Origin of the sequence: Agathobaculum sp. (assembly GCF_022775115.1) — a bacterium.
Lineage (GTDB): Bacteria > Bacillota > Clostridia > Oscillospirales > Butyricicoccaceae > Agathobaculum.
Window position 1 is genome coordinate 1 of the sequence record NZ_JALFLA010000085.1, and the last position, 16,317, is coordinate 16,317.

Annotated in this window: 15 protein-coding genes; all 15 read right to left on the reverse strand. The window is 57.5% G+C overall.

Going from position 1 to position 16,317, the window contains the following annotated elements:
* Positions 1-4,668, reverse strand: a 4,668-nt coding sequence (locus MR935_RS10165) for a Calx-beta domain-containing protein (RefSeq protein ID WP_290573210.1), incomplete at its 3' end; no start/stop codon positions are given.
* A gap of 1,098 nt (positions 4,669-5,766) precedes the next feature.
* Positions 5,767-6,609: a fumarate hydratase gene (locus MR935_RS10170; RefSeq protein ID WP_290573212.1), complete on the reverse strand. Its 843-nt coding sequence runs from the start codon at positions 6,607-6,609 to the stop codon at positions 5,767-5,769.
* Complete coding sequence (locus MR935_RS10175) at positions 6,606-7,778, reverse strand: amidohydrolase (protein WP_290573214.1); 1,173 nt, start codon at positions 7,776-7,778, stop codon at positions 6,606-6,608. Before MR935_RS10175 ends, MR935_RS10170 begins: the two co-directional genes overlap by 4 nt.
* Positions 7,779-8,000: 222 nt before the next feature.
* A complete protein-coding gene (locus MR935_RS10180; protein WP_290573216.1) occupies positions 8,001-8,444 on the reverse strand; it encodes a S1 RNA-binding domain-containing protein in 444 nt (147 codons plus the stop codon).
* Positions 8,445-8,478: 34 nt separating this feature from the next.
* Positions 8,479-8,760 (reverse strand): septum formation initiator family protein, encoded by a 282-nt coding sequence (locus tag MR935_RS10185; protein WP_290573218.1) that lies wholly within the window; start codon positions 8,758-8,760, stop codon positions 8,479-8,481.
* 45 nt (positions 8,761-8,805) lie between these two features.
* Positions 8,806-9,264 (reverse strand): spore cortex biosynthesis protein YabQ, encoded by a 459-nt coding sequence (yabQ, locus tag MR935_RS10190; RefSeq protein WP_290573220.1) that lies wholly within the window; start codon positions 9,262-9,264, stop codon positions 8,806-8,808.
* The gene (gene yabP, locus MR935_RS10195; RefSeq protein WP_290573222.1) at positions 9,261-9,554 is read right to left on the reverse strand and encodes a sporulation protein YabP; all 294 of its coding nucleotides are present in this window, start codon (positions 9,552-9,554) and stop codon (positions 9,261-9,263) included. The genes yabQ and yabP overlap by 4 nt, the downstream gene beginning before the upstream one ends.
* A 66-nt stretch (positions 9,555-9,620) precedes the next feature.
* Positions 9,621-9,863 (reverse strand): RNA-binding S4 domain-containing protein, encoded by a 243-nt coding sequence (locus MR935_RS10200; RefSeq protein WP_290573224.1) that lies wholly within the window; start codon positions 9,861-9,863, stop codon positions 9,621-9,623.
* Position 9,864: 1 nt separating this feature from the next.
* Positions 9,865-10,143, reverse strand: a complete 279-nt coding sequence (locus MR935_RS10205) for an HU family DNA-binding protein (protein WP_290573225.1) — start codon at positions 10,141-10,143, stop codon at positions 9,865-9,867.
* A 12-nt stretch (positions 10,144-10,155) separates the two neighbouring features.
* On the reverse strand, positions 10,156-10,947 hold the full coding sequence (gene mazG, locus MR935_RS10210; protein WP_290573226.1) for a nucleoside triphosphate pyrophosphohydrolase: 792 nt from the start codon (positions 10,945-10,947) through the stop codon (positions 10,156-10,158).
* Positions 10,948-10,962: 15 nt separating this feature from the next.
* Positions 10,963-12,588 (reverse strand): putative polysaccharide biosynthesis protein, encoded by a 1,626-nt coding sequence (locus MR935_RS10215; RefSeq protein ID WP_290573228.1) that lies wholly within the window; start codon positions 12,586-12,588, stop codon positions 10,963-10,965.
* A 64-nt stretch (positions 12,589-12,652) separates the two neighbouring features.
* Positions 12,653-13,045, reverse strand: coding sequence for a zinc ribbon domain-containing protein (locus MR935_RS10220; protein ID WP_290573230.1), 393 nt, complete (start codon positions 13,043-13,045; stop codon positions 12,653-12,655).
* 99 nt (positions 13,046-13,144) lie between these two features.
* Entirely contained in the window at positions 13,145-14,068 is a 924-nt protein-coding gene (locus MR935_RS10225; protein WP_290573231.1) for a uridine kinase family protein, read from the reverse strand.
* Positions 14,065-15,543 carry a coproporphyrinogen dehydrogenase HemZ gene (hemZ, locus tag MR935_RS10230; protein ID WP_290573232.1) on the reverse strand — a complete coding sequence of 493 codons (1,479 nt, stop codon included), beginning with the start codon at positions 15,541-15,543 and terminating at the stop codon, positions 14,065-14,067. The genes MR935_RS10225 and hemZ overlap by 4 nt, the downstream gene beginning before the upstream one ends.
* Positions 15,540-16,172, reverse strand: a complete 633-nt coding sequence (locus MR935_RS10235; protein WP_290573233.1) for an MBL fold metallo-hydrolase — start codon at positions 16,170-16,172, stop codon at positions 15,540-15,542. The genes hemZ and MR935_RS10235 overlap by 4 nt, the downstream gene beginning before the upstream one ends.
* Positions 16,173-16,317 lie beyond the last annotated feature (145 nt).

Sequence of the window (16,317 nt, forward strand, 5' to 3'; positions counted from 1 at the left end):
TTCGGCGCTGCTCGCGCTCCCTTGTCCGACCGGCGCTTTATCCGGATCAAAAGCACTCGCAGTATCTTCCACAACTTCACGCTTATTTGAAATACTGCCTGCCGTTTTAAGGTTGCCTCCGATCGTAAAATACGCATAAACAATCGGAAACACAGTCAGGCGGTATGTCATGGAAAAATCAAAACCGAACTGCATCAGAATAAGTGCTGAGCTGAAATAGTAGGTATTATCCACCGGGCTGTATTTGAACATGACCGTCACATTAAAAGCTATTGCGAATTGCATTTTTTTGCTCGTAACGACACTATCGCCGTCAGCCGCTGCCTGTTGTGCGCGTACTGCATTCTCCCATATCTCAGAGTCGATGATCTTGTTCGGGTCCGTAAAGGCCTCTTTTATCCCATTCATGATACCCGCATTTGCATCAATCACATCCACGTTGCTCCACGAGCTATGCGTCGACGAAGTGTGGGACTGCTCGGACTTTTTCTTAACAAATACCGGCGCGCCGATCGAAAAGCCAACCTCACTGCCGCCCATAATCAGCGTTACATAATCACTGATTGATAGGCGCAGGGATGGCAGATCGACGCCCATATTCAAATTAAACTCAGGCATGGAATTTGGGCTGTCCCCCATATCAGCCATCTCGTTCATACCATCGTGTGAGCTTTCCGTGCGCCGCAAACCACTGGCATCGGGAATGGACTTAAAGCCGGCGGCATTTACGGAATCCATGTCAGCGGCATTCACCCCATTCGCAACACCCTGCTCACGGACAGCCAAAATACTGTCCGTGGTCTGCTCTTGTGGACGAATACACAGCGACACAGTATCCAGCGCATTGAAGCTTCCTAAATAATTGCACAACTGATCGACATTATAGATATCTTCTGTCGCGCCGCCTTCACCAGCCTTTTGTACCACTTCAGCCACAGGCAGGTTATCGCCCACCAGTGACTCCGAGACGAAAATAGGCTCGGGGTTTTCAAACCAATAAAGCAAGTTTCCCTGATATTTTGGTTTGTAATCCTCCCGCTTAAACACCATATCAGACAGCTGATAGCCCGGATTGTCTTTGATGAACTCAGCAGGCTCTGACTTGGATTGCTCGCTGATGTTTCCATTTTGGTAGACATAAGTGGGCGTCAGTCCCTTATAATCGCCGCCTAATGGCACATCTACCGTTTCCGTCGCACTTGCTGCCGCACCATACATTCTCTTGTTGTCACCCGACCAGGTACCCGCCTTTTTAGTATCTATTACCTCGCCCTTGTTATTTGTAGTGGAGAAATCGGCTGAATACTGACCAGTCGTTATATAACGGTAACCTTTCATCTGCTCGGAAAGTGTCAGCCAATTCGTTGGATTGGTCACAGAGGTAACAAATGCAGGCAAAATCTGCGCCCGGTCATCAACACTACTGCCCGACAATGGGATCAGACAGCGCGGAGTCATAGTGTAGTAGAACTTCAAGAACTGCTGTTGCGGTACGCCGTTCGCATCCAATACAGGCATCAACTCTGTAATGGAATATTCTGCCGCGCTCATCGTTCCAAGCAGCTCATCTTTCACGCCGTTTACTTCATCCAGCTGAAACGCGTTATTTTTGTCAAGCGTACCATCTATTTTTCCATTGCCGTTTCTGTCAACATAACGCTCTATGCGGGTAATGGTGAGCGTCATATCGCTTTCTACATACAGATAGTCCTTATGATAATAGGTAAAGGCCAATGTATCCATACCAAACATAGCAGCCGAAATAGGGATATCATTATCGCCATTATATTGTACGCCATTAAATAGAATCTGATCTTCATGTGGCAGATGGAAATTGAGCGAACGAATATTACCGACCGTTCCGGTCGAGTTAAGCATACCATTGGTATTTGCGAATGTAAACTTGTCCCTCAGCGGAGAAGTCCGGTTGGCAAAACGCACCTTTTCACCGTCTTGCTCTACCTGAGCCCAGGTTACAGTGGCATTCTTTGCGCAATCCCAGAAATTAGATATCGTCTCATCTATTTTATTCGAATCGACGGTGCGGCCGTCCTCCTTTCGCGGAACAGAGGCCAGCATGTTGATCGCCACCTTCTGCTTTCGATTGAGCACTACATTGATCGTATACTGGTCATCTGCATACTGCGGCGATTTATCTCTAGATGCCCCTTGCGCAAAGGTTGTGATTAGTCCATTGGCATGTCGTTGACCCAAAAGCGTCAAATTGGCCGTACCATCATTCGACACCGTACCATTAATGACCTTGCGACCCACAGAGTCATTGCTCAGGTAAACAGCGTTTGGCAGTGCGCTGCCGGTTTCAGCATACGAATAAGTCGTCCACGCCGGCTGGCTCAGCGAGAGCTGCGTGCCCACATAAACCTGTCCGGCCGCAGTGACGCCACCCTTGCCAGCAGGCACACTGATCCGCGGTGCAATACTATTATACAAATCAAACATTGCGCTCTGTTGGATCAGCTCATCATCGGCCGTATGTACCACAAAGCGCAGCGGTCGGGTAAGATAGCGACGCCGCGCCCTGACTCGCTGTGCCACAGAGCCGCCCGGCGCGCCTGTGTCATACCAATCCTTACCTTCAATACCTAAGGACATGAATACGCCGGTTGCACCATCGTTTACCTGAAAAGTATGAGAGCGTTTCCCCTGCGCCGTGGTTGCATATGGAGGCCCCACAACTATACCAATGCGCTCCTCATTATTAGACCATTTGCCGTGTGGCGCAATACCCACATAGGCAGTGCTGGAGAAGGTCGTCATCCAGTTCATTGCAAGTGACGAGTGATATTCGCCAGTTATTTGCGTAAACAGCTGATCGAAATTATCTATATTCTGCTCCCACCAATAGACATACCGGCCATTGCCACCCCAGACCTGCTGCCAAGGATATTCTATAAAACCGTCACCCCGTATTGCTAGAGCGCCCTTATTCGTCCAGCCCTGATAGGCAAGGCCTTGTGCATTGTTTGTATTGGCCCAACCGCTCATTCCGCCCAAATCAGCATAGTCATCCCAGTACGTCGTGGTAGGCATTGTGTTACGAGATAGGGCAAGCTTTGCGCTCACATCATATTGGAGCGCGCCAACCTCACCTTCTTGATCGTCCCCGCTCACAATCTCAACCGGAGCATCTGCTTCCTGTTTAACAGGTGCGGCGCCGATCGCCTTAGCTTGTTCCTGTACAATAGCCGAAGCAGTATTCTGCGTCTGTCCAGAGACATCGTCCGCCTCAGGCGTATAGAGCATGGTAGCCAGATTCTTCTCTTCTGCCTCCGCAGTATTGTACAATCGCACTGTAGCCTGTCCCTGCAAAATACCGCTCTGTTCGCCACCACCTTGGGCATTTTCCAGTACTACAGCAAACTCCCTGTCTCCCTGCTCCTCGGATACAACCACACCATCATTAATCAGCGGCACCTCGATCGTCATCTCAGCAGTATCGCCCGGAAAGTACAGGGTGCCTTCAGCCGTGGCATAATCTTCGCCGGCCTTAGCGGTGCCATCTACCGTACGGTAATCAACGCTTGCTACATATTGCAGCGCACCCGTCCGCTCAACAACAAGACGCGCAACGCCTGCCGCTTTATCCACTGAAAGCATATCTGTGCGGAATGTAAACTGGCTGGGCTGTACTGGCTCATTATCCTCAATGCTGATCAGCAGCGTATTGGCTGTATCGTACAGTTCGCCGCCCCGGCACGCGGTGATACGCAGCGCCGCCAACTCTACCGCCTCGGCCAGATCATCATCCACTGGGGTAATGCGCATTTCCTTGACGTACTCGCCCTCCGCAAAGGTCATATAAAATTCATAAGTATCGTACTCGCCATCGCGCATATCCAGCTTGTGGAAAGACTGCTCAGGGTTACGCTCCAAATCATCGGGTATGTCGCGTGACGGATTATCCAACGGCACATAAGGCTCGCCCTTGAGCGTGCTTGTACAGTAGCGCTGCCCCTCCAGCGTAAAGATGCAGCGCAGATCGGTTAGTCTGACAGTTTGATTGTCGAGCGTCAGTGTCGGCAGACCGTCCCCCACGTCCTGCCAAACGCCATTGGCATCCAATGCCTGCCATTGATACTCATCCGCAGCCACATCAGCCTGCAGCACTGTATTGCCATAGACGATTTCACCATCTGATCCCGTGGTGTCTTCCGTGGACTGCTCGTTTATAACGGATATGCCAACCGGCGTTTCAGGCGCCAGCGGAGCTGCATCTTCTCCAAATGCCTGGTAATCCGTAATCGGCAGAGTGTCCTCTACCTCCAGAATATAATCCTGTATGCCGGCAGCATTTGCAAGACTATATTCCTCTTCCCCCACCTGTGCTACCGCCGGTGAAAGCGAAAGCGTCAGCTGCGCTTTGCCCTTTGTTCCGCCCAAGCGATATACTTTGATGGTTTGCGCTCCTTCGCCTTCTTTCAGCTCCAATTGCCCGGAAGCAAAGGCAAACGTGCCATAAGGAAATGTCTCCTCCCAGGACTCGTCCACCGCTATCTGCTGCCCCTCACTGTCGATCATTGTGAGCTGCGAAACGCCAGGGGCATCTGTAAGCATCGCTGCCGCAGGGGCGATGCCATCAGCTAATAGCATTACGCTAAGCAACAGACTGATAACGCGAATCCGTGTCTTTCTCCTCGGGTGGTTCAAAACAACTACCTCCTTTATTTTCGATTCACACATTCACGCCTTGTGATCTCCACAATACTTCGCAGGGCAATGCAGCAACAAGCGAGCAGCGCAGCTTGCTCTACACAGCGGGAGCTACGCCTAAAATAATGCAGTACTCTGAAACATTCTCGCACATGTTGTTATATATTTATGCTACTATATAAAAAGCGCCCTATCACAAAAATTGGTATCTATGAAACAGGGCGCTTAAAAACGGAGGGCCTAGATGTGAGATGGCTATTATTTGGTAGTATGTTTTGTCAACAACACCTAATTATGGTATCTTTTATTTACATTTCCTCTAAAGATATTCTATAATAGAAAATATATTCCATTAACAATTTACAAAAATTTATTATATTATACCTTGATTATCCAAATATGGGAAGTATTTTATTCTAGGGCAACGCGAAAATCTCAATAGGAATGTAACTAAAAATCAAGAAGATATTTATGCATTTTGATGTAACATATCAAGTCAAAACCATTGTCTGATGCAGAATTAGTCTGTTGTAGGCATGCTTGCGCTCAGCGCACGAACCACACGCGCGGGTGTACAACTTCTGATTCGCATTATAATCTCCTGTCCGGTGATACGCTCGGTAAGCACAAGCAGCAGCGGCTTTAAGCGCGCCTTTGGAAATAAGTATACAGTATCCATTTCCCAATGGCTAAATGTGGTGCGCTCTTCTATTTCAGCTGAGTGGCAGTCAATACTGATCCCAGCAGACAGGCGTTTTTGTCGCTTATGTTTCTTGCGGCGAATACGCGGTTTTTGCTTTCCATGCATTGGCAGATACTTTTGCTCATAAGCGTTTTGCCACCGGGCGCAGGGCAGGTCATGCACCTGTCAAGGCGCTTGGGTGCGGACTACACGCCAAAGCGTATCCCTTTATCACCCCATTACGCAGACTACCGGACGAGATCTGCAATGTTTCTGCAAGCCTACTCAACTTGTGTGTAGCCCACCGTCCACATCTATCCCCCTCTCTACCATGGGCATAAAAAATAAGTGCAACATGCGACTACTGTCTCTTGTTGCACTTATTTTTACAGCTTACTGTATTACTCAATGCATCAAATTTCGCCCGCAGCATGGCGGGTGACATGGCAGCCGATCGAGACCGCACACGGCAGGCTGGCGATATGGGTCGGATACGGCTCAATCGCGCAGGCGAGCGCGGTGACTGTGCCGCCCAGCCCCTGTGGGCCGACGCCCGAAGCGTTTACCTTATCGAGCACTGCGTGCTCGAGCGCGGCGTAAAACGGGTCGGCGTTATCCCGGTCTACCGGGCGCAGCAGCGCGGCCTTGGCCAGCTCGGCAGCCTTGTCCGCCGTGCCGCCCAGCCCCACGCCAATCACGACCGGCGGACAGGGGTTGGAGCCGGCATGGATGACGGTCTCGGCGATCCAGTCTACGATGACCTCGGGCGTGGCCGCCGGGGTGAACATCTTGGCTGCGCTCATATTCTCGCTCCCGCCGCCCTTGGGCGCGACGATGATCTTGACCTTATCCCCCGGCACGATGCGGGTGTGCAGCATAGCCGGAGTATTGTCCTCCGTATTGACGCGGCGCAGCGGATCGCGCACGATCGACTTGCGCAGGTAGCCGTCCGCGTAGCCCTGCCGCACGCCCTCGTCCACCGCCTGCTCAAACGCGCCGCCGGTCAGATGCACCTCCTGCCCGACCTGCGCGTAAACGACAGCAAAGCCGGTATCCTGACAGATCGGTACAGCATTTGCGCGCGCTAAATCACAGTTTTCCAGCATCTCGCAGAAAATCTCCCGACCGAGCGGCGACCGTTCGGCCTCCCTGCCCTCCACAAAGGCCTGCCGCAAGTCGGCGGGCAAATAATAGTTGGCATCCATGCACAGCCTGCGCACCAGCGCGGTCACTTCTTTTACGTCAATCGTTCTCATGGCATCCTCCTGTATTCCGGCGCGCCGTTGACAAACACCGCCCGCACCTGACTTCTGAAATCCAGCGGATCACCGCTCCACAGCACAAGGTCGGCATCCATGCCGGGTTTGATGCTGCCGATGCGGTCGTCCACGCCTGCAATGTGCGCCGGCGCTGTCGTGACTGCGCGCAGCGCCTCCCCTTCGTCCAGTCCCGCGCGCACGGCCAGCAGCACCGCGGTCTGCAGCAGGCGCAGGGGTATCTCGGGATGGTCGACCGTGATCGCGGTCTCCACCCCCGCGCGGCGCAGCAGCGCCGGAGATGCCTCGGTCAACTCGCGCAGCTCGGGCTTGGAGCGGTCAGTCATAAACGGGCCGCTGACGACCGGTACCCCGTCCTCCGCCAGCAGATCGGCCACCAGATGTGCCTCTGTGCCGTGGATGATGACCGGCCGCAGGCCAAACTCCTTAGAGATACGAAGCGCGGTAAAGATATCGTCGGCGCGGTGCGCATGGAAGTGCGCAGCCACCTTGCCCCAGAGCAGCGGCAGCAAGCTTTCGAGCTTGAGGTCAAAATCCGGCGCATCCTCATCCGCGTCGTTCTCGGCCCGCTCCTTGCGCGCCAAGTATTCTCTGGCCTTCAAAAGCTGCTCGCGGATGAGCGCGGCCGTCGCCATACGGGTAACGGGCGCTTCGCCCTTATCATGGTAGACCGACTTAGGATTCTCTCCCAGCGCGAACTTGACTGCGAGCGGCGCTTTGAGCACCATATCGTCGATGCGGCGGCCTGCCGTTTTAATCAGCGCGATCTGCCCGCCGATCGGGTTGGCGCTGCCCGGACTGACCGCCACCGTAGTAACGCCCGCCTCCAGCGCCTCGCGGAAGCTCCGCTCCATCGGATTGATGCCGTCTATCACCCGCAAGTGCGGCGTGACGGGGTCGGTGTCCTCGTTGCCATCCGCCCCTTCAAAGCCAAGGCTGTCCTCATACAGGCCAAGGTGCGTGTGAACGTCGATCAGGCCGGGCGTGAGCACGCCGTGCTGCCCGTCCAGCACAGTATCGCACGCGGGCGGCTCTCCCCCGCCGAGCGCCGCGATTTTCCCATCCTCGACCAGCAGCCAGCCGTGCACACAGGTGTCCGCCTCGTCCATCGTCCGTATGGTCACATTCGAGATCAGTGTACGTTTCATCCAAAACCTCTTTTTCAAAAAAGTAGTTGACATTTATTGTAAATTATGTTATATTTATCACGGTAGTTGAAAAACTGCCATGCACCGTTCATATCTTTATCCCCACAATCCTACTTTTGCGCTCTTTCTTTCCGAAAGAGCGCGTTTTTTTGCTTTACCGGATAAAAACAAAACCGAGGTTACCCCCGGTTTTCTTTGGCCTTGTGCGTTCCGCCCGAACGGTCATTTGCGGCGGCGGGAGCCGTTTTTGCGGTCGGTCGCGTGGCGCACGTCGGCCTGACGGCTTTCACTGTCCGACATAAACGCCTTGAGCTTGTCTTCAAAGCTCATCGTCGCAGGATCCTTAGGCGGCTGCGGCGCACGGCCGCGCGGCGCTGCCCCGCGCTGCTGGCGGGGCACGCCCCCTCCCACGCGCTCCTGGCGCGGCTCCTGCGGCTGCGCTTTTTTGATGGACAGGTTGATACGGCCGGCCTGATCGATGCCGATGATCTTGACCTTGACCTGCTGCCCCTCCTGCAGAAAATCCTTGATGTCATTGACAAAGCTCGCCGCAACCTCGGAAATGTGTACCATGCCCGACTTCCCCTCGGGCAGGGCGACAAACGCGCCGAATTTGGTGATACCGGTCACCTTGCCTTCTACGATCGCTCCCACTGCCAGATCCATATAAATTTTTTTGCCTCCGTTATTCTTTTCCCTTTTACCGGCTGGAGGTGTCGACAAAGACACGCTCGCCGGGCTGCGCATAGCTCAGTTCGGTTCGTGCGATCTCACTGATATCGGCTTCGGAAATGCCGTTTTCCATCTCCTGCCGCAGCGCTTCGCCCACGGCCTCGCACTCCTGCACGCGGACGGTGAGAGAAGCCAGCTCCTCCCGCTTGGCTGTGATCTGCGATTGCAGGCCGACGATCTTGATGGCCGTCCCGAGCAAAATCGCCAGCAGCACGATTCTGAGCAAGAGCGGTGTTTTGCTTTTTGACATGCGGACACCTCACTTACGCCGTTTGAAACCAAACCGACTTATCATCTATTTTAACCCTTTCCTTCGAAAAATGGAAGAGGGTTTTGCAAACTTTTTTGCAAAACCCGTAATTTTCTTCGATCCCGCCACGCGCCGGAGCAGGCTGTGCAGCCATTCGATGGCCACGGCAGCCGTGCGAAATATCCTCCCGCACAGCCTGAACACCCCGTGCAGCAGCGCGAGCACAGCGCCGCTGAGCAGCGTAAAATACACGCCTGCGCCTGCCGCCATGCCTGCGAGCACATAATACCGGCTGTGCGCGGCGGCAAGCGCGACCGAAAACGTAAACAGCGCCACCAGCAGCACCAGCCAGAATAGTGCGTCACACAGCGCGGTTTTGCCGCGTCCAAAGGAAAAATACAGCCGCACCGCCCGCAGCGCGTCATACACCAGCGCAAGCCCCGCGCCCAGCAGTACGCTTTGCAGCGTGACCAGCAGCTGCGCCTGCATCGGCAGCGTCATCATTGTCCGCCCCCGCCAAACAGGCGCGCAAGCAGACCGCCGCGCGGCTGCACACTGTCGTCGTATTCGATGCAGCCTACCTCGCCCTCGACGATCAGCTCGCCCGATTCGAGCTGCAGCCGCTCGACGTGCAGCCCCTGCCCCCTCACGACCAGCATCCCGCGCACCGTTTCGAGCAGCACCTGCTCCTCGTCAAAGCTCTGCACGTCGGTCACCCCTGATATACTGAGTTTTTCCCGCCCCTCCAAGATAACGGTATGGGGCATCTCCCTGCTTCGCTCATCGGCCGCCATAGCCGCGCCCTCCTTTCAAATAAAACATCCCGTCCCCTTCATCATACGAGGGAACAGGATGTGATATTACACAAGCTCGCGGTACAGCGCCGCGGCATCCGCCTTGAGGGCGTGCTCGGCAATCGCCAGCACCTCGACCTTCATCGTGCGCTGACCAAAGGCAATTTCAATGATATCGCCGGTCTTGACCTGATACGAGGCCTTGGCCGGCTTGCCGTTTACTGTAATTCGTGCCGCGTCGCAGGCGTCGTTAGCCACTGTGCGGCGCTTGATCAGGCGAGATACCTTCAGATATTTGTCCAGTCTCATCTTACTTTGCGTCCACCTTCTCTTTGAGTATCTTGCTGGGCTTGAAGGTCGGGATCAGCGCGGCCGCGACCTCGAGCGGCTGGCCCGTGCGAGGATCGCGCACTGTGCGCGCGGCGCGCGCTTTCGGCTCAAACGTGCCAAAGCCGCTCACCTGCAGCTTGTCCCCCCGCGCCAGCACGTCGCCCAGCATAGCAAACGCCGTATCCACGGTTTTTTCGGTATCCTTTTTGGAAAGGCCGGTCTGCTCGGCGACCAAGGCCACAAATTCGCTTTTCTTCATCCTGCTCCCCCATTATCCCTGCTGCTTTGCGCGCTCCCAGAGCACGTCCAGCTCGGCAAGGGACAGCTCGGACAGCGCGCTTCCCGCTTCCTTCGCCTGCTGCTCCATCGAGGCAAAGCGGCGAACAAACTTATCGCAGGTCTTTTCAAGGGCACGCTCGGGATCGACCCGCAGGTGGCGCGCCGTGTTGACCACGGCGAACAGCAGGTCGCCCAGCTCCTCCTCAGCATCCCCGTGTCCGGCCATCGCCTGCCGCACCTCGGCCAGTTCCTCATCCACCTTGGACAGCGCGCCAGCCACATCCTCCCAATCAAAGCCGACCTTGGCCGCTTTCTTTTGCAGCTTTTCCGCGCGGATCAGCCCGGGCAGGCTTTTCGCCACGCTCTCAAGCGCGGCGGTGTCGGTCGACTGGTGCTTTTCCGCGCGCTTAAGATCGTCCCAGTTGCGCAGTATCTCGCTGGTTGAGGAGACCGCAACATCGCCAAAGATATGCGGATGGCGGAATATCAGCTTTTTGCAAATGCCGTCAGCCACGTCTCCGATATCAAAAACGCCCTTTTCCTTTTCCATCTGCGTGTGGAAAACCACTTGCAGCAGCACGTCACCCAGCTCTTCCTTCAAGTGCTCGGCGTCGCCCTCGTCGATCGCCTCACACACCTCATACGTTTCCTCGATGAAGTTGCGGCGGATGGAGGCGTGATCCTGTTCCCGATCCCACATGCAGCCATCCGGCGCGCGGAGTATCTCCATGATGCGCAGCAGATCGTCAAAATCATACTTGTCTTTTGTCTCAAAATCAATCATTCTTGGTACTTCCCGTCATTTCAAATGCAAAACATCAGCGATCTTCTCGCCCTTGGGCAGCAGCAGCACGTCCTCCCGCTCGACCGCGCGCAGAGCCAGCAGCAGCACCGCGTAGACAACGACCGCCGTCAGGATCGCGGCCAGCGTGGCCAGCTTATCCGCTGCCGAGCCGGGCGCGGCATCCAGCGCGCGCGTGAGCAGCGTAAAGCAGATATAGGTGGCTGCCGACATGCCCACCGTTGCCGCGAGCGGCCGCACGAGCGTTTTGCCGAGCGGCGGCAGCGCGCGCGACAGCCTGCCAATTTGGAACAGATTAAGCAGCGCGATGCCCGCGTAGCACAGTGCCGTACTCATCGGCGCGCCCTTGATGCCAAAACGCGGATTTGCCAGCAGGCAGTAATCGGCAAACAGTTTGACCAGCGCGCCGAGGAACATGGAAAACAACGGCAGGTCGGCGCGGCCAAGCGCCTGCAAGATAGCGTTGGTGATGGCCACCAGCGCCACCATCGGTACCGCAAGGCCAAGTATGCCCATGAGCGTGCCGCCCAGCTCGGTATCCGATCTGTAAAGCAGCCGCAGGATCGGCTTTGACAGCAGCAGAAAACCCGCGCCCGCAGGCAGCGTAATCAGCATGGTCATGCGAAACGCTGTGCCCATCAGGCGGGACACCTTAGTGAAGTTCTGCCCCGCGACCGCGCCCGCGACCGCGGGCAGCACGCTGACTGCGATGGCCGTGATGAGCGTCTGCGGCAGGTTGAAGAAATTGACCGCCATACCGGTATACACGCCGTATGTGGCCGAGGCCTGCTCGGCTGTCATGCCGATCGCCGGACTTTGTAGCCGGTCGGAGATCAGCGCAACGTCAATCAGGTCGGTCACGCTCATCACGGCCGAACTGATCGTGATCGGAACGGACAGGGAGAGCAGTGTTTTGCACAGCGAGCCTGCCGGGCGCACCGCGTCGCTCAACTGGCGCACGGTGACAGCCTCCCGCCGGGCGGCAACGCGCCCGAGCACCATATACAGCGCGGCGGCTATTTCACCGATCGTCACACCGAGCACGGTAAGCGCGGCGACCACCGGCGCGTCCAGCCCGCGCCCCATCGCGTAGTACGCAAGTCCAAGGCCGACACACAGCTTGCCCATCGCCTCTATCACCTGCGAGAGCGCGGTCGGCACCATATTGGAGCGCCCCTGATAATACCCGCGGAACACCGACAGCACGGCCACCATCAGCACGCTGGGCGCAATGGCCTTGACCGCCAGCGCGGCATCCGGGTTTTTGATCCACGCAGCAAAGGCGCCCGCGCCAAAATACAGCGCCGCTGAGCCGACCGCGCCGATCGGCACGAACACGCCCGCCGCCACCTTGACGATGCGGCGCACCTCGCGTTCGCGCCCCATGGCGGTCGCCTCCGCGATCATTTTGGACAGCGCGGCGGGCAGGCCGACCGTCGATACCACCAGCATGGCTGTATAGATGCGATACGCCATGCTGAACAGGCCGAACGCCGGATAGCCGTGCGAGCCGATGAGGTTTTTGAGCGGTATCTGGAACACCGCGCCGATCACCTTGACGATCAGGCTTGCTGCCACCAGCACGGCCGCGCCTTCGATAAAACTCTGTTTTTTTCGTTGCAAGCTATGCCCGCCCTTCGTCCGTTATTACTTCACCGTATGGCGGGGCACACGGAATTATGCACGCTCAAAGCGCGCTGCCGCAGCCCGCGCAGAACGCATCCTCCCGGCTGCACAGCCGACCGCACTGCGGACAGGTGACGACCGACCGCATACCGCCGAGCTGCTCGCGCAGCGCCGCTATTTTTTCCTGCTTTGCGTCGATGGCTGCGATCTTGGCCTCCATCTCGTCGTTTGAGACCTCCTCGCCCTTGTGCAGCTCGTATACCAGCCTGCCGATGTCCTTATACAGCACCTCGCACTCGGTATTCAGGTCAAATATCTGGAGGTTTAGGCGGGTCGCGCTGGCAAGTTCGCTGGCCTTTTTGCCGGTGACATCCGCCGCGCGGCCAACCGCCCTGCTGGTTTTATCCGCCATCGCCTTTACCTTTTCCAGAAACACACGCACAGTTGCATCCATCTCTCATCGCTCCTTCCGGCGCGTCTCCGCGCCCGCCATAATCAGCATCATTATACCGCGCCGCCCGCCAAAAAGCAAGGCGCGCGGCTGTTTTTCACTCTACCCGATAAACTCATGCAGCACGGAGTTTTCCGGGATATACGGCGCGTAGTCGATCGGCGCGACCTTGCCGCGCAGCGCGGCCAGCGGCGCAAGCCCGGCCTGTTCGAGCGCCTCTCGGTTGCGGCCAAGCCGCTCATCAAGCGCGTTCATCAGGATGCACAGCTCATACGGCAGAAAGGTGTCGACCGTCAGGCTGCCCTGCCCGCGGTACGGGTCGATATACAGCCGCTCGCCGCGCCGCACCGAGTTCCACTGCCGCAGCGTATCCTCGACCACGGTACCGCGGAACAGGCTATCCCGCTGCGCGCGGCGCAAAAAGCGCAGCATATACGGCTCGAGCCGGGGGCCATCGTCGGGGATGACCGCGCTGTCCACCGAAAGGTACACGCCGACCGCCTTGCTGGCGAGATTACCCATGATAAGGGGATTGAAGGCATGGATACCCTCGATCAGCACGACCTCGTCCGGGTCAAGGCGCAGCGCACGCGTTTGCGGGATGCAGGTGCGGCTCGCAAAGTCAAAGCGCGGCACGCGGATCTCCTCCCCCGCGACCAGCAGCTTCAGGTCGCGCCCCAGCAGCGGCAGATCCATGCAGTCCGGGCTTTCCAGATCGGGCACGCCGTTTTCCTCGTCGAGCGGCACCTCATAGCTGCCGTTTGAGCGGTAATAGTCGTCCATCGAAATGGTCTCCGCTTGGATGCCGTGTCCGGCCAGCGCGCGGAACAGGCGATCGGTCGTCGTGGTCTTGCCCGAGGACGACGGGCCGTTAATGAGCACGATCGGCTTTTCACGGCTGCCGCGCGCGATTGCCGCGGCCACGTTGTTCACCTGCTCCTGATAACGCTGCTCACAGGCTTGGATAAACGCCGCCGCGTCATGCGCCGCGTAGTCGTTGATTTGTTTCAGCAAATGTTCAGTCATAGGGTCCCTCCTTCTTGTGTCGGACATAAAATCCTGCGCTTGCCCACAGCCAGCCGGTCGGCCGCGGCGATATATTCGCGCGGATATTTGGGATTGTTCGCCCGCTCGATCCAGCCGCTCTCCCGCACGACGCGCTTGGACACGCCGCCCGCGCCGAGCGACAGAATGGTCTGTAATTCCTCCATCATCGCAACATTATAGAAGCACTCGGCGCCCGGCACACACCAGCCGACATTTTCAAAGCCGCCTGCCATGAACTTCTGCCGGTAGAGATAGTATGGCCCATACCCGGCGTTTTGAAGCGCCGGCGCGGCGTATTCCAGCATAGCGCGCACGGTTTCATACCGGGCGGCGGCCGCACCCTTGTCAGTCAGATCCGCGCCGCGCTTGATTGACAGCGTGTGCACGGTAATATTCTCAGGTGTAAGGCCGGTCAGCGTATCGACCGTGCGGGCGAACGTGTCCGCCGTGTCGCCGTTCAGCCCGGCAATCACGTCCATATTGATCGCAGCAAAGCCGACGGCGCGCGCCTGCTCATAGCTGCGCAGCACATCGGCGGCAGTGTGTCCGCGTCCGATAGCCGCAAGCACCGCGTCATCCATTGACTGCGGATTGATGCTCACCCGATCCACGCCCGCTGCGCGCAGCACGCGCAGCTTTTCCGGCGTGATGGTATCCGGCCGCCCTGCTTCCACAGTATATTCGAGCAGGCCGGAAAAGGAGAAACCCGCTTGCAGCGCGTCCAGCAGGCGGGCAAGCTGCCGCGCGTCGAGCGTCGTCGGCGTACCGCCGCCGATGTATACGCTCTGCACACGCTTGCCGGCCTCGCGCACAAGCGCGGCGGTCTCCCTGATCTCGCGGCAGAGTGCGTCCAGATACGGCTCGATCAGCTGCGCGGACTGCGCCGTCGTCGATGAGACGAACGAGCAGTAATAGCAGCGCGACGGGCAGAATGGGATGCCGACATACAGCGAGATATCGTCCGGCCCGATCTGCCGGTCAAGCGCCATCGCGGTCGCGGCGGCGCGCATGGTCAGCGCCGTGCGCGCGGGCGAGACAAAGAAATGCTCGCGCAGATGCTGCGCCGCCTCGCCCCGGCTCATGCCGCGCTCGAGCAGCCCGCGCGCGAGTTTCGCGGGGCGCACACCGGTCAAGCTGCCCCAGACAGGCGGCCGCGCCAGCGTGGGCGCGACCGCGTCATAGATGCTCATCCTGACCAGCTCGGTAACGACGCGCTTACGCGCGACCGGTGCAAGCCCCGCGACCGGCGCGCTGCGCGCACCTGTGCGCTGCACACCGTCCAACTGAACAACCGCGCGCGCCGTGGCTATCCCGTCCCGCTCGGTCAGGCCGCTGCGGCAGCAGTCGCCCTCTCCCGGTGCGTCAGCGCGCGTCAGCGCAGCCGTAGGCAGCAAATGGAGCAGCATTTCCTCAACCGCGTGCTTGAGCGTGTGGCCTTCCAGCGTATAGGTCATTTGCCCATTGCCTGCAGCATATAGGGGTTGTGCCTGCGCTCCTCCTCAAGCGTGGACAGCGCCTCGTGTCCGGGCAGCACCTGATAATCGCCCTCCAGATCGTGCAGCCGCGCCAGCGAGCGGAGCATCTGGCCGAAGTCGCCGCCTTCTAAATCGCAGCGGCCGCACTCATGACGAAACAGCGTGTCCCCCGTAAAGAGCACGTCACCGATGCGGATGACCGACGAGCCGGGCGTGTGGCCGGGCGTATTCATATAGTGCGCGGTCAAGCCGCCAAAGGTGACCTCGGTTCCCTCCCGTGCGAGTATATCAGGCGTATCCTCCTGATAGCGCCTTGCAAACGAGCGGAACTCGCCCATATTTTCCTGCTTTAGCAGCCACAGGTCGCCCTCCGGCACGACATACTTGGCGCCCGTAGCCGCAAGCACCTCATGCGCGGCCAGGATGTGGTCGAAATGCGCATGGGTGAGCAGCACATACTTGAGCGTGAGTTTTTCCTCCCGCAGGGCGGCGAGGATGGACGATGCGTTGTCGCCCGGGTCGACGACCGCGGCCTCACGACTCTCCTCATCGTAAACAATATAGCAATTGGTGGCGACCATGCCAACGCAAAGCTGTATGATCTTCATATCAGTTCTCCTTGTATTATAGAGTAGTAGTTATTAGAGCCCCTCTCCAAGGGCTGTGCTACACTGTAAGGGATGCTGTGGACTGGTTGCGTTCTCCTACCGCATGACGGTTCAAGAAAGGCTCCAACCACAGCCCTTTATCAGT